Origin of the sequence: Thermoanaerobacterium thermosulfurigenes, from assembly GCF_051201035.1 — a bacterium.
Classification (GTDB): domain Bacteria; phylum Bacillota; class Thermoanaerobacteria; order Thermoanaerobacterales; family Thermoanaerobacteraceae; genus Thermoanaerobacterium; species Thermoanaerobacterium thermosulfurigenes.
This window is the reverse complement of record NZ_JBPODR010000036.1, coordinates 1-14,304: the sequence shown is the minus strand read 5'-3', so window position 1 is coordinate 14,304 and position 14,304 is coordinate 1. Positions and strand designations below refer to the sequence as shown.

Genomic DNA, 14,304 nt, shown 5'->3' with positions numbered 1-14,304 from the left:
GGGATAAAAGTATTTCCATCTGACCATCCGAGTGTAAGTAGGCGAAAGCCATATTTGTATGTTTTCTTAGCATGGTCATATACTTTTGCTAGTAGCTCTACTTTTTTAGAGCTAGAGCGTTCGAATAAAGAGTCATCCACAATAAGAACATTTACACGTTTATCGCTTGTTAACCCAGTAATTGTCTCATTTATAATCTGTGCGCTAAGCCAAGTGGTAAACCGAATCCAATTGATATGAATAGAGTTTAAGAACCTGTAAACCGTGTCTTTCTTAAAACCAGCCTGATTTGTACCCATTAGCATATTCATATACATAGATCTATTGGTGAAGATCATACAGAATAAGTACTCGAAAATAGAAATAACGGGAGTACCCTTGCTTTTGTAAGCATTCGATAACCTTAAAGCAGCCGAAATTCTATATTTTTTGAAGAAACTTTTAATCGAAGTAGAAACCTTATTATCAATTTGGTAATTTTGTGTTATACTATTCATAGCATGAGCCTCCAATTTGTTTGTTTTTTGTATGATTCAATTATACCAAAAATGGAGATCTCATGCTATTTTATAGCCAAATAATATTGAATTATCAAGGTACAGAGCTACTTTTATAAGTGCGAAGTTTGAGTAACCTTAATTTATGAATAAAGTATGAACAAATTGTAAAAATTTTATTTTACTGCTTAACTTTTTTTGATTTAAGTGTAAAAGTAAATGTAGTACCGTCTGCATCACTACTTGTAGCCCATATATCCTCATTGTGAAGATTTATGATGCTTCTCACAATATAAAGCCCTAATCCGACACCGGGACTACCGCTTCTGGCCTTGTCAACTTTGTAAAACCTGTCCCATATATGGTCAATTTCATCAGGTGGTATCGTCTTGCCTTTATTTTGGACTCTTACATGAACTTTTTCTCTCACCTTTTCTGTAGATACGTGTATATAGCCACCAGGATTTGAAAATTTAATTGCATTATCTATTAGATTAGTAAGCACTTGTTCTATTTTGTCTTTATCTGCCTCTACAATTTCTTTGTCGCTTTCAAAGTCCACCTTAACCATGAGATCTTTATCGCTTATCCTTGCTTCCATCTTTATTATGGTCAGCCTTATAAGCTCGTTTATGTCAAATTCCGATATGTTTAACGGAAAAGCCCCTGATTCCATTTTCGTTATATCCAAAAGTTCAGATATTAATCGAGACATTCGTCTCGTCTCTTTTTGAGCTATCTCCAAATAAAATTTGGATTTCTCCGCAGGTATAGTCCCATCCACTACGCCATCTATATAACCTTGGATCGTTGACAAAGGCGAGCGAAGCTCATGTGAAACATTAGCCACAAACTCTTTCCTTGCATTATCCATCCTGCCCAATTCGCTTGACATTATATTGAAAGACTTAGCCAAATCTCCTATTTCATCGTCATCTACAACGTTTATCTTTGTTGAAAAATCACCTTTTGCCATTTTTTCTGTTGCAATGCTCATCTCTTTTAAAGGATTAGAGATTCTCTTTGATGTATAAGAAATAAGTATAAATGCTATTATTATGGATATGGCTATGGCTAAAAGCATTATAAAAAATATGTCCATCAAGGTTTTCTGCATCTCTACTATAGGAGCATGCATGAATATGGCACCTTGAATCTTCCCAGCCAGTACAAGCGGAAATCCAACAGTCAAAACAGGCTGCGTAAACCTACCACCAAAATATCCCCTTCTTACAATTGTCTCACCTTTTAAAATGCTTTTGATGTCATCTTTGCTTAATGTGACACCTGTCCAATTCTTTTCAAAATTCTTAGACTGTATATATATCCGTCCATCTGTACTTACAACCCATATCGATGCGTTTATAAGCCGGTCAATGACATTCAGATCCTGATTGAGTCTGTCGATATCTATATCTCCTATGAGGTAATCGTTCAACACAGTGTTTATCTGCTTTCCTTCTTCTACCATTATCTTTTCTTTATCGCGAAAATAGTAATTTTCAAACATGATGTAAAAAAGGACGGAAAGTATCGACATTGTAAGCAGTATTATTGCAATATTTGTAAAAAGCAGCCTTCTAAAGAGCCTATTTCTGCTCAAATCATTTCACCTCTAATTTATATCCCACACCCCATACAGTAGTTAATTTCCAGTTTGGACCATCCCCTATTTTCTCTCTCAAACGTTTTATGTGCACATCGACAGTTCGGCTGTCCCCCATGTACTCGTATCCCCATACGTTTTCTAACAATTGATCTCTCGTAAACACTTTATTTGGATGAGTGCACAAAAAGTAAAAAAGCTCCAATTCTTTCGGTGTAAGGTCAACATTTTCGCCTTTGTATTTCACCTTGTACTCGCTTAAGCTTATGGAAAGATCAGGATATGTGACACTGTCGCTGTCATTTTCCTCATGTTCATACCTTCTCAACACAGCTTTTACACGAGCAACCAATTCTTTCCCATCAAAAGGCTTTACGATGTAATCATCGGCGCCTATCTCCAGCCCCAATACCTTGTCAAATGTATCTCCTTTGGCTGTAAGCATTATAATAGGCACATTTGTGAATTTCCTCACCTCTTTGCACAATGTCATTCCATCAATGCCGGGAAGCATCAAATCAAGTATTATAAGCAAGGGGAGTTCCTCTTTTATTTTGTTCAATGCTGTAATCCCGTCACTGATCTTTACTGTTGCAAAACCTTCTTTTTCAAGATAAAGTGAAATTATTTCACATATATTTCTATCATCGTCAACTATATATATTTTTTTGTTTTCGCCCATATAAACACCCCTTTTTTTAAGACTATTATACATAATTGATTTAAAAACCGCAATGATGGATTGTGCATACAAAAAAAGGCACCTCAGTGCCTATACAAACAATTTGCTTACAGACATACCTTCATATATTCGCATTATGGCTTCGGCCAACAATGGAGCTACAGTCCTTACCTTTATCTTGCTTATCTTCTTCTCTTCAGGAAGCGGAATAGTATCTGTTATGACTAATTCTTTTATTGGAGAATCCATCAACCTTTCTATCGCAGGACCTGACAAAACACCGTGTGTAGCACATGCATATACCTCTTTTGCACCGTTGTCAATAAGTGCTTGCGCTCCTTGTTGCAGCGTCCCTGCTGTATCAATAAGGTCATCTACCAATATGGCTATTTTCCCTCTTACATCACCTATAAGGTTCATTATCTCTGCTACATTAGCTTTTGGCCTTCTCTTATCTATTATGGCTATAGGCGCATTAAGTTTTTCCGCAAAATTCCTTGCTCTTACTACACTTCCGTGATCTGGCGATACAACCACCACATCTCCGCCCAAATCCTTTTCCATGAAATATTTCGCCAGTATTGGACCGCCAAGAAGATGATCAACTGGTATATTGAAATACCCTTGAATCTGTGCAGCATGCAGATCCATTGTGAGAACTCTGTCGGCACCTGCAACTGTAATAAGGTCAGCCACCAATTTAGCCGTTATCGGATCTCTTGGTTTAGACTTCCTGTCTTGTCTGGCATAACCGTAATAAGGTATGACAGCAGTTATCTCGCCAGCAGATGCCCTTTTAAACGCATCTATCATTATGAGAAGTTCCATCAAATTATCATTTACTGGTGAACACGTGGATTGAACGACAAATACATTTGCACCTCTTATGCTTTCTTTGATCCTTACGCTTATCTCACCATCGCTAAATGTACCAACTTCTGAATCACCTAATGTAAGCCCTAAGTTTTCGGCAATCTCTCTCGCCAATTCAGGGTTTGAGTTGCCACTAAAAATCTTTATTGCTCCTCCGTGTCTTACCACTCCTATAGTCCTCCTTTTTTTCTTCTTTCTTCTACCCATCCTTCTTTGTTAGTCTGGCGACATCTTGCTATCGCCAATGCTCCCTCCGGCACTTCATCTGTTATGGTGGAGCCTGCAGCTATAAAAGCATTATCGTTGACTTTAAGAGGCGATACCAAATTTACATTGCATCCAACAAAAACATCGTCACCTATGATGGTCTTGTGCTTGTTTTTGCCATCGTAATTGACTACTATAGAACCACAGCCCATGTTTACGCGTTTCCCGACTTCTGCATCGCCTATATAAGTCAAATGAGGCACTTTTGTTCCTTCACCTATGACTGATTTCTTTATCTCTATGAAATTGCCAAGCTTAGCATTGTCGTGTATTACGCTTTCAGGCCTTATCTGAGCAAACGGTCCTAATTTTATATTGTTGTGAAGTTTTGATTCAGTGATCATAGAAAAAACTATTTTGCAGCCATTTCCTATTTCCGAATCGATGATGTATGAATTGGGTCCTATTTCACAGTCTTCTCCAATCGTAGTCTTGCCTTCTATTATAGTACCAGGATATATAATCGTGTCCATTCCTATCACGACATCAGGCCCGATGTAAGTGCTATCAGGGTCGATTATGGTAACTCCGTCTAACATAAACCTTTCATTTATCCTTTTTCTCATGACCTTTTCGGCATCTTTTAGCTGTACTCTTGTATTGACTCCCATTATCTCCTCACTTGAAGCTTGATATGCTCCAACTTTTCCACCTAATCTTATCACTATCTCTATGGCATCCGTCAGATAATATTCCCCTTGTGCATTGTTGTTGCCTATATGTTGAAGCGATTTCCTTAAATAGTCAGAATTAAAAATGTACATTCCGGAATTTATCTCATGGATACCTTTTTCCACATCATTGGCATCTTTGTCCTCAACAATTTTTAAAACATTGCCATTTGAATCCCGTACAATTCTTCCATACCCATCTGGAACGTCAAAAAAAGAAGATAATATTGTGATAGAATTTTGCTCTCTTAAATGGAAGTCATAGAATTTCTTCAATGTCTCAGACGTTATAAGCGGTGTATCACCAGTCAAGATCATTACGTTGCCTGTATCAGGCAATAAATCCTTCGAAACCATGACAGCATGTCCAGTACCAAGCTGCTTTTCTTGATACGCATATTTAACACTGTCACCCAATACATTCTTTACCTCATTAGCACCGTGTCCTAAAACCACGACTACATCCTGTGAACCAGCTTCTTTGGCACTCCTTACAACCCACTCAACCATAGGCCTTCCACAGACTTTGTGAATCACTTTTGGATGCTTTGATTTCATCCTCTTTCCAAGTCCTGCAGCAAGTATTAGCGTAACAAAATTATCCATCGCGACACCTTCTAATACATTCTTAATATTTTAACTCTTTACTCCTATACTATTTTAACTATAAATTTGACAAAGTTCAACAAAAAAATAAAAAGGAGAAACCTCCTTTTTATTCCTGTCCTTGCGGCTTGTCCTGCTCTTTAGCTTTTTCGTATTCGCTAAGTATAGCAGATTGAATCTTTGCTCTTGTCTCTGAATTTATTGGATGTGCAATATCTTTAAACTCTCCTTCGGGTGTCTTGCGGCTAGGCATAGCTATAAACAAACCATTCTGTCCCTCAATAACCTTTATATCATGAACAACAAATTCATTATCGAAGGTTACAGAAACCACAGCTCTCATTTTGCCTTCCTCGTTTATTTTTCTCACCCTAACGTCTGTAATTTCCATAAGCTCACCACCTTCCTGCAATATAAGCCAATAATTTATGACTTTTAAACATAAGAAAAATTAAATAAAATTTCTTACCTTAATATTATTCGCCATTAAATCAAAATTTCCTCCATAAAAAATTAAAATTTAGAAAAATTTTGATAAAAAAATTCATTTTATGCCACCACACTATTATTTCCATTATTATGCATATTATACATTATTTTAACCAATCGCTTATCTCCATCTTCACAGTTTCTTTCTCTTCATTCATGTCTACAAGTGTAAATATGGAAAAATAGTTTTTCACAACCTTATTCTCAGGCTCTTTTGTAGATATCATGACACCAGCGCCTATCACTTCTGCATCAAACTCATTCATAAGCTCAATCATGCCCTTTATAGTGCCGCCCGCCTTCATGAAGTCATCTATCAAAACCACTTTTGAATTCCTCTCTAAAGATCTCCTTGAAAGAGACATAGCTTTTATCTGCTTTTGAGAACCTGAAACGTAGTTTATCGAAACAGATGAACCTTCAGTTACTCTATTGTCCTGCCTTATAATCACCAATGGAACGTTTAATGCTTTAGCGCACATGATAGCAATAGGTATCCCTTTTGTCTCAACTGTGACAACAGCATCGACATCTTTATCTTGAAATGGATACGATAGAATTTCGCCTATCTTACTGGCGTACTGTGGAGAATAAATAATGTCGGCAGTGTACAAAAAACCTCCTGGAATAATCCTTTTTGGATCTTGAAGCTTATTGCATATATCTATCATAAATTCGCGATAATTATCTATATTATTTATAGGAATGTACTTTATACCACCGCCAGCCCCTGCAACAGTCTTTATCTTGCCTAAGCCGAACTTTTCTAAGATACCTTGTAATATATCCATGTCTTCTGATGCAGTGGACTTTGCCACATTAAATAAGTCCATAAAATAATTCAAGTTATACAATTTATTGGGGTTTTCGGTCAATATCTTAAGTATGACACTGATCCTCTCGTACCTTTTGTATGAATTCATCGAAAAACCTCCAAAGACAAACTTTTAATTAACATTATATTTTAAAGTTCATTAATTTGCAATATGTGATATAATCTTTTTGTATAGTATTTTATCTTCATAAAGAGACCGTTTTTTGGCAATAATAATAACAAAATTTGAAAGAGGTGCTATATTAATGATAATAGACATCGAAAATTTTAAAAGAGTTCATTTCATAGGAATTGGTGGCATAAGCATGAGCGGCCTTGCACATATAATGCTAAAATCTGGACACATTGTAACAGGGTCAGACATAAAGGATTCTCATATAATAAAAAAATTAAGAAATGAAGGTGCAATAATTAATATCCCCCATAGCGCTTCAAATGTAGATGGAGCAGACTTAGTCGTATACACAGCAGCCGTAAAAGAAGACAATCCTGAAATGATAAGAGCGAGAGAGCTTAACATACCTACAATAGATAGGGCAACGCTTTTAGGTGAAATAATGAAAAAATACACGTACGGCGTCGGAGTCGCTGGAAGCCATGGCAAAACCACGACAACTTCGCTTATATCCGTTTTGCTGGAAGAGATGAATTACGATCCAACGGTCTTAGTTGGCGGTGAAGTCGACATAATCGGCGGAAATGTAAGAGTAGGCAATTCAGAATACTTCATAACAGAAGCGTGTGAATACACAGACAGTTTTTTAAAGTTCTATCCGTACATTGCGGTCATTTTAAATGTTGATTCAGACCACCTTGATTACTTTAAAAACATCGACAACATAAAGCAGTCATTCACGCAGTTTGCAAACCTCGTCCCAAATGATGGATTTGTAGTGGCATGTGGCGATGATCCTAATACAATGAGCGTGCTTAAAAATGTAAACCGCAATATCATCACGTTTGGACTTGACAGCAACTGTACATGGAATGCTAAAAATATAAAATTTGATGAAAAAGGATTTCCTTCATTTGATGTGTACCACAATGGTACATTTGTAGAACGTTTTGAGCTGTCCATTGTAGGAAAGCACAACATATTAAACGCATTGGCAACACTGTCAGTATGTCACCTTTTAGGTGTAGACATAAAAAAGACTCCAGATATCATAAAAAAGTTTAAAGGCACCCACAGAAGATTTGAATTTAAAGGTACAATAGATGGAGCAGTAATAATCGACGACTATGCCCACCACCCAACAGAAATCAAAGCTACGTTATCTTCCGCATTAAATTACCCTCACAATAGAATAATATGCGTATTTCAGCCTCACACATATACGAGGACTTATTCGCTTTTGAATGACTTCGCTGCCTCTTTTGATGATGCCGATATTACGATAATAACAGATATATATGCTGCGAGGGAAAAGGATACAGGAATCGTACGGGCAGAAGATCTGGCCAACCTTATAAAAGATAGAGGAAACGAAGTATACTACATAAAGGAATTCTCTGACATAGTAGACTATCTCAAAGGCACTATAAAAAATGGCGATCTTGTAATAACAATTGGCGCAGGCGATGTTTACGAAATAGGAAACATGCTTTTAAACTTCAACAAAAAAGCGGCAATAGGCGCATAAAAAGATAAATAGGCATTTAGCCTATTTATCTTTTTATGCATGACTTTCTTTCGATTAATTTTACTGGTACAATTATGTGATCTGCAACAAAGTCTTTATTTTTAATGTTTTTAAGCAACAGCTCTGCAGATTTCACACCTAAATCAAAAGTAGAAATGTCTATCGTTGTAAGAGGCGGATTTGCATAAGCAGAAAGAGGAATATTGTTAAACCCGATAAGTGATACGTCTTGTGGCACTTTAAGCCCATAATCTATAGCTGCCCTTATGACGCCAAATGACATTATATCGTCTGTCACAACAACTGCAGTAGGCTTCTTTTGCTTCAAAATCCTCATCATGGCATTGTAACCGCCATCTTCTGAAAATTCATCTTGAGCAACCAATTCTTTGTCAAACGGAATATTATTCTCCTCTAATGCTAATTTATATCCATCAAGTCTGTCTAAACTTACTACGAATTCCAGCGAACCACTTATAAATGCTATCTCTCTGTGACCATGTTTTATAAGGTAATTGGTAGCAAGCCTTGATGCTCCAATATTGTCGTTATCTACCCAGCATACACCCTTAGAATCTAAAGGCTTTCCTATTACAGTAAAAGGAAACTTCTCTTCCCTAAGCCAAGGTATTAGCTCATCTGTAGTCCTTGAACAAAGAAGCACGATGCCATCAACTCTTCTTCCTTTTACCATATCTATGACAGCCTGTTTTTCTTCCTCTTCATTGCCTGATGTCGATATAAGCAAATCGTACTTTTCGTTATGGGCGACGACGCTTATGCCTCTCATGACTTCAGGAAAGAAAGGATTGGAAAACGCATCTTCTGCAGAACGTGGCATTATAAGACCTATAGTATAAGTCATCTTGCTGGCTAAACTTCTCGCAATAGCATTGGGGTAATATCCCAACTCTTCCATCGCTTTAAAAACTCTTTCCTTCGTCTCTTTGCTTATCCTTGGATTATCCGCAATAACCCTTGACACAGTCGAAGGTGCAACATGTGCTCTTTGTGCAACATCTTTTATTGTTACATTCATTTTAACACCACCTTAGTGAAACCGATTGCAGTTACCTATATTTTATATCAATTTAGAATTGTTGTCAACTCGCAAAAGCCTCAATAGATGAACTTGACAATTCTTCCGTAATACTGAGATCCCGATATTCCCAATAGTTCCAAACCTATCATGGCTAAAAAGATAAATAAAGACAAAAAAAGAGGCCATTGAAGCAATATCTTAAGATCATCTTTTAAAGTTGTAGTGCTGTGAATAATGTATGGATCTGTAGTTTTCACGAGTTTTTCAAGAAGCATGTAAAGAATCGTACCTGCCGCTATAGCGATGAATCCATACACCACTACAGATAAAAATGGAATATTCATTTTTACCATGGTTCCAGGCTTAAGCCCTGCCGCACTTGAAACTTTATTTGACGCATATTGCAATATCAGTACCATAGTATTGTTTGTAAAATGTCCTAACATTGAAGCGTAAATTGAATCAGTCCTTTGAACGAGAAAACCCAATAAGCACCCTAAAAAGACTACACTTAAAAAATTCTGCACATTAAGATGCAATGCTGCAAACATTATACCTGATATGACGACAGCCTTTATAGAGCCTCTCATCTCATAACTTCTCAAAATAAGCCCTCTCGTAAGTATCTCCTCACATAAAGCTGCAGTACCTGAAATTATCAATATCTGTTTTATCAATCCTCCAACATCGCTGGCAGCATTTATAGGCGGTATAGGTATTTTCCCAAATTTACTTAGTATGTAATTTGTCAAGATGCTAAAAAAACTGGATACAAACATACCGCATATCATTATAGCTATTATTAAAAACACATGATTTAAGTTAAGTTTATTTAACCTTAATACGTATCTTATGTCGTACTTTTTATAAATCAAAAAAAGGACCACAGGCAGCAAAACAATACCAAACTCTGTTATGATAAGCCCCACGTACAATGATTTCCTTTGAACGTATGAGCCTACAAAAACAAACAGAACTAATATTAACGAGTAGATCTTATTAGCATCTTTTTCAGACGGCCTCATACCAAAACTCCTTTTCATCGTGTCTACAATAGATTTTACCATACATATACTAAAAATGTAAGAATAAAAAAACCTATTTTTCACAAAATATTTTTGTAAAAATTTTTGGAGGTGTCATTTATGAGCTTGATAAAATGGCGCGGCAACGACATGTGGCCGGATTTTAATTTTGATTTTAACTTACCTGCTCTTTCAAATATATTTGCACGTCCCAGAATAGATATTATGGAATCTGAAACTGAAATTACAGCAACAGCCGAATTGCCCGGCGTTGACAAAAAAGATATAGAAATAAGCGTCCACGATGATGTACTTGAGATAAAAGGACAGACATCAAAAGAAACCGAAAGAAAAAACCAAAGCTATTATTTAAATGAAAGGTATTATGGTTCATTTGAAAGAAGAATAGGACTTCCCGCTGAAGTAGACTCAGAAAGGACGACTGCAAAATTTGAAAACGGCATATTAACTATTGTAATGCCAAAATTGCATCCAGATAAGCCAAAAGGCAGAAAGATAGATATACAGTAAAAACAAAGCCAGACGCAGGAACGCCTGTGTTTGGCTATAATATTATCTTCTTGCTTTCTCTTATAAAAGAATCATTGTGTTGATTAAAGTTATCCACATATTCTACAAGCTCTATATTGCACCCTCTACCAATTGTGACATTTTTACCTCTCACAGCTTTCGCCGTCGTATACTCCAGGTATATTTCATCACCTTCAATGACATCTGTTGTAAGGTTGCCTTTGCACACATCATAAATCATCGATTTGATAAGCTTAAGCCTCTTAAATATTGATTCAGAACCCCTTTTTATCATAATTTTCTCTCCGCCAATTTCTTTGACAAAATTATTGCCATAGATATAGATGTCTATGTCATCAGCGTTCAATAGTCCATTTAATTTCAGGACAATGCTATTTGATTTAAAAACATCAGAATTGCAATTTCCTTCTACTGTAAAATAACCATTTGCATCTATTTTTTCAGATGAAATATTTCCATTAATAGTCATGTTGCCGTGCGTTATTAAATTTTTAATAGATGTATTATCATCTACTGTCATGTTACCTGCAACTTTAAATATACCAGCAGATAAACTGCCTTTTATAGCTATACTTCCTGCAACTACCCCGGAAGCAGTTTTTAAGTCTCCATTTATTGTACAATCCCCGGTAGTTTTGATGTATGCACAGTCAACAGAGCTATTAAAAATCCCATTTCCTACTACCGAAACATGATTAAATAAGCCGCCTGCAGAAGTATTATCGCCAACAATCTTTATATCTTGCCTTTTCTCAAAATCCATGATAAGCACTCCTTTACATCTTTTTAAATTCCTTAACATTCGCATTATCATCTTTTTCAAATTTATCCTTGTATTCTACAATGTCGATATTTGAACCCGGGCCAATTTTGACGTTTTTACCTCTTACAATTTTTGCATTGGTGTACTCTATATAAATATCATCGCCTTCAACAGTGTCCACAATCAATCTTTGTGATGTAGAAAATGTCTCCAAGATTTTTCCAAAGAAATTTATATTGTTTGTATTGTCTTTGTAAACATTGATACTTTGACCACCAATTTCTCTCACTTTACATTTTGCAAAGAGGCTTATATCTATATTTTCCGCATTTAAAAGTCCGTTTATGGTAAAACCACCTCGTGAAATAAATATCTCTGAATTTAAGTCATCATTTACCTTAAGCACACCATATATCTTGACTTTTTCAGCATTTACACCATCAGCCACATTTAATGAGCCTTCGACAGTTAATTCTTGGCACTTAATATCTCCATTTACATTATTGACCCCACTTACAAGGATGCTATCTGCTTTTATGTTGCCATCTACTTTCGAAACACCACTGCATTTAAAATCTGTGCATTCTACATCGCCTTTTATTCCCATAACACCGCTGATTATGACGTTTCGATACTTACCACCAGCAGAGTCTCCTACGCCACTGCCAATTAAATCATTTAAGTTTTCACTACTCATTAAGCTCGCCCCCATTTACTAAATTTATTTTTAATTCTTCAATAATTCCCGCAACATTCAGCCTTTTAATGATTTTCGCACCTGACTCGAAATAAACTTCAGACCCACTTGATACCAAAAAACATGTAGATACTCCAAACTTTCTCACAAATAATAGATCACAATTCTTCCCATTGAATTTATTGTAATTTTCTTTCAAAGTTTCTAAAATAATTTTTCCTTCTTCAAGATTTATATCTCCTGCAATTATCATTTCATCAACAATGTAAATATATAGAATGGAGTTAAATGAAAACTCTTTTTCTTCTCCAAACGTCTTTATATACAGCTCCAAAGATATTAACGAAACAATGTTGCGTTTTTTTATCTCATCTAAGCTTAATACAATCTCTGCTGGATTAGGCGAAAGCATATTTGCAAGATCGTCCAATGATAAATCATCTTTCATGCTTAGAATTTTATTTACTCTTTCAAGAATCTTAGCTTTAGGGAAAAATGTCTCTTGTCCTGTAAATGTAGACTTTCTTATAAACCATTCCTCCGGAATAAGATTTTTTCTTTTCCACCTGTAAAGCTGCCCGTAGGAAATACCAGTAATCTCAAGCAACTCCTTTTTCGATATTAAATCATTGTTATCCACTAACACTCACCTCCACATAAATAGTATAACATAACACTGTTACGTTGTAAATAGATTCGATAAAATTTTTAAACAAAACACCGATTGTAGTGTATTTTATATTATTGTATAATCAATCTAAAGAACGATACTTGGAGGCATATTATGAAATTAACTTTAGATGATAGAATAATAGATTCAATTAAATTTATAGGTGAAAAATATAATAATATTGATAAAATTGTAATATATGGTTCAAGAGCAAGAGGAGATAATAGAAAGACCAGTGATGTAGATATTGCTGTATACTGCAAAGATAATTCACATAAAGGTGCAATTTATTGCGATTTAGATGATATAAATACTCTGTTAAAACTTGATATAGTTTTTATAGATGATAATACTGACAAAAAGTTATTAGATAATATTAACCGGGATGGTGTTATTATATATGAAAAACAATAATAAACTTGAAAATTTTATAAAGGCATTAGATAGATTAAAAGAAGGCTTATTACAATATGATGAGGAAGACGAACTTCAAAGGGATGGGATAATTCAAAGGTATGAATTTACTTTTGAACTTGCTTGGAAAACTTTAAAAGAAGTTTTTGAAGATGAAGGCTTAGTTGGATTAAATTCACCAAAAACCGTATTAAGAGAAGCATATTCATCAGGATTAATTGATGATGAAAAAATATGGCTTGATATGCTTGTAGACAGAAATGCTACATCGCACATATATAGTCAAAGTAATGCAATAGAAATATGTAAAAGAATAAAGGAAATATATATCGACAAATTAGAAGAGCTAAAAGATAAAATACTTGAGAGGTTAAATCAAATATAGATATTTTGGATTCTACTCATTTGACAACAAAAACCTCAATCCGGTTTTAGAGAAATTTCGAAATTCAGCACATTTTCTTTAATAGGGGCCGAATTTCAGAACTGACATCCAGATGGTGTATCTATGTACAAATATGATTTACTATGAAAACTTATTATATAAGTAGCTAAAAAAGCGCAGACTTCCCCTACAGCTTTAAAAATAGACTTTAAAGGGAATTAATGGTAATATTTATATTTGTTGTGTGGCAATTTCAGGTTCCCATCCTAATTCATATAGTTTTTTTAGGTAGGAATTAATCTTTCGCTCCTTGTTAAACTGATTATAATAATCTTCTCCAAGCTCTTTATACGGTTTATTTTCTTTAAGCATATGGTAAATGGCAATCAACATTGAGTGAGCTACTGCCACTATTGCTCGGTTCTTTCCGCGTCTTACAACTAAACGTTGGTATTGTGCATAAAAGAATGTTCCTTCTTTTTTTACTGCAGATTTTGCACATTGAATTAAGGTGGTTTTTAATGTCTTATTCCCCTTCGTCGTTTTGCTGTTTCGTCGTTTGCCTGCACTTTCATTGTTGCCTGGGG

General features: G+C 35.4%; 16 protein-coding genes and 1 pseudogene. 4 read left to right on the top strand and 13 right to left on the bottom strand.

Annotation, left to right across the window (positions count from 1 at the left end):
• The 7 genes and pseudogenes from HNR52_RS11025 to purR all read right to left on the bottom strand — a co-directional run.
• On the bottom strand, window positions 1-497 hold a 497-nt coding region (locus HNR52_RS11025), incomplete at its 3' end, for a transposase (RefSeq protein ID WP_435620587.1).
• A gap of 181 nt (window positions 498-678) precedes the next feature.
• A complete protein-coding gene (locus HNR52_RS11020; RefSeq protein WP_435620586.1) occupies window positions 679-2,100 on the bottom strand; it encodes an ATP-binding protein in 1,422 nt (473 codons plus the stop codon).
• 1 nt (window position 2,101) lies between these two features.
• The gene (locus HNR52_RS11015; protein WP_435620585.1) at window positions 2,102-2,785 is read right to left on the bottom strand and encodes a response regulator; all 684 of its coding nucleotides are present in this window, start codon (window positions 2,783-2,785) and stop codon (window positions 2,102-2,104) included.
• A gap of 90 nt (window positions 2,786-2,875) precedes the next feature.
• Window positions 2,876-3,865, bottom strand: a complete 990-nt coding sequence (locus HNR52_RS11010) for a ribose-phosphate diphosphokinase (RefSeq protein WP_284700607.1) — start codon at window positions 3,863-3,865, stop codon at window positions 2,876-2,878.
• The gene (glmU, locus tag HNR52_RS11005; protein WP_013786967.1) at window positions 3,829-5,202 is read right to left on the bottom strand and encodes a bifunctional UDP-N-acetylglucosamine diphosphorylase/glucosamine-1-phosphate N-acetyltransferase GlmU; all 1,374 of its coding nucleotides are present in this window, start codon (window positions 5,200-5,202) and stop codon (window positions 3,829-3,831) included. Before glmU ends, HNR52_RS11010 begins: the two co-directional genes overlap by 37 nt.
• Window positions 5,203-5,311: 109 nt before the next feature.
• Window positions 5,312-5,593 (bottom strand): septation regulator SpoVG, encoded by a 282-nt coding sequence (spoVG, locus tag HNR52_RS11000; protein WP_013786966.1) that lies wholly within the window; start codon window positions 5,591-5,593, stop codon window positions 5,312-5,314.
• Window positions 5,594-5,751: 158 nt separating this feature from the next.
• Window positions 5,752-6,614 (bottom strand): annotated as a pseudogene (gene purR / locus HNR52_RS10995) (pur operon repressor).
• 157 nt (window positions 6,615-6,771) lie between these two features.
• On the opposite strand from purR, the gene murC reads away from it, so the two are divergent.
• Window positions 6,772-8,169, top strand: coding sequence for a UDP-N-acetylmuramate--L-alanine ligase (murC, locus tag HNR52_RS10990; RefSeq protein ID WP_435620588.1), 1,398 nt, complete (start codon window positions 6,772-6,774; stop codon window positions 8,167-8,169).
• A gap of 25 nt (window positions 8,170-8,194) precedes the next feature.
• On the opposite strand, the gene HNR52_RS10985 is transcribed toward murC, so the two are convergent.
• Window positions 8,195-9,208, bottom strand: a complete 1,014-nt coding sequence (locus HNR52_RS10985) for a LacI family DNA-binding transcriptional regulator (protein ID WP_013786963.1) — start codon at window positions 9,206-9,208, stop codon at window positions 8,195-8,197.
• An 80-nt stretch (window positions 9,209-9,288) separates the two neighbouring features.
• Entirely contained in the window at window positions 9,289-10,278 is a 990-nt protein-coding gene (locus HNR52_RS10980) for a CPBP family intramembrane glutamic endopeptidase (protein ID WP_435620584.1), read from the bottom strand.
• Window positions 10,279-10,356: 78 nt separating this feature from the next.
• Here HNR52_RS10980 and HNR52_RS10975 point away from each other — a divergent pair, with 78 nt between their 5' ends.
• The gene (locus tag HNR52_RS10975; protein WP_013786961.1) at window positions 10,357-10,767 is read left to right on the top strand and encodes an Hsp20/alpha crystallin family protein; all 411 of its coding nucleotides are present in this window, start codon (window positions 10,357-10,359) and stop codon (window positions 10,765-10,767) included.
• A gap of 34 nt (window positions 10,768-10,801) precedes the next feature.
• Here the strand turns inward: HNR52_RS10975 and HNR52_RS10970 are convergent, their stop codons facing one another.
• From HNR52_RS10970 to HNR52_RS10960, 3 genes are read right to left on the bottom strand one after another with little or no spacing between them, the layout of a single operon-like run.
• Window positions 10,802-11,551 (bottom strand): hypothetical protein, encoded by a 750-nt coding sequence (locus HNR52_RS10970; protein ID WP_013786960.1) that lies wholly within the window; start codon window positions 11,549-11,551, stop codon window positions 10,802-10,804.
• Between the two features lie 13 nt (window positions 11,552-11,564).
• Window positions 11,565-12,248: a polymer-forming cytoskeletal protein gene (locus HNR52_RS10965; RefSeq protein ID WP_013786959.1), complete on the bottom strand. Its 684-nt coding sequence runs from the start codon at window positions 12,246-12,248 to the stop codon at window positions 11,565-11,567.
• Window positions 12,241-12,888 (bottom strand): YhbD family protein, encoded by a 648-nt coding sequence (locus tag HNR52_RS10960; protein WP_013786958.1) that lies wholly within the window; start codon window positions 12,886-12,888, stop codon window positions 12,241-12,243. The genes HNR52_RS10965 and HNR52_RS10960 overlap by 8 nt, the downstream gene beginning before the upstream one ends.
• A 144-nt stretch (window positions 12,889-13,032) precedes the next feature.
• On the opposite strand from HNR52_RS10960, the gene HNR52_RS10955 reads away from it, so the two are divergent.
• The gene (locus HNR52_RS10955) at window positions 13,033-13,332 is read left to right on the top strand and encodes a nucleotidyltransferase domain-containing protein (RefSeq protein WP_013786957.1); all 300 of its coding nucleotides are present in this window, start codon (window positions 13,033-13,035) and stop codon (window positions 13,330-13,332) included.
• Complete coding sequence (locus HNR52_RS10950; RefSeq protein ID WP_435620583.1) at window positions 13,319-13,717, top strand: nucleotidyltransferase substrate binding protein; 399 nt, start codon at window positions 13,319-13,321, stop codon at window positions 13,715-13,717. The genes HNR52_RS10955 and HNR52_RS10950 overlap by 14 nt, the downstream gene beginning before the upstream one ends.
• 231 nt (window positions 13,718-13,948) lie before the next feature.
• Here HNR52_RS10950 and HNR52_RS10945 read toward each other — a convergent pair.
• Window positions 13,949-14,304: transposase (locus HNR52_RS10945; RefSeq protein ID WP_435620582.1), on the bottom strand; the 356-nt coding region annotated here is incomplete at its 5' end.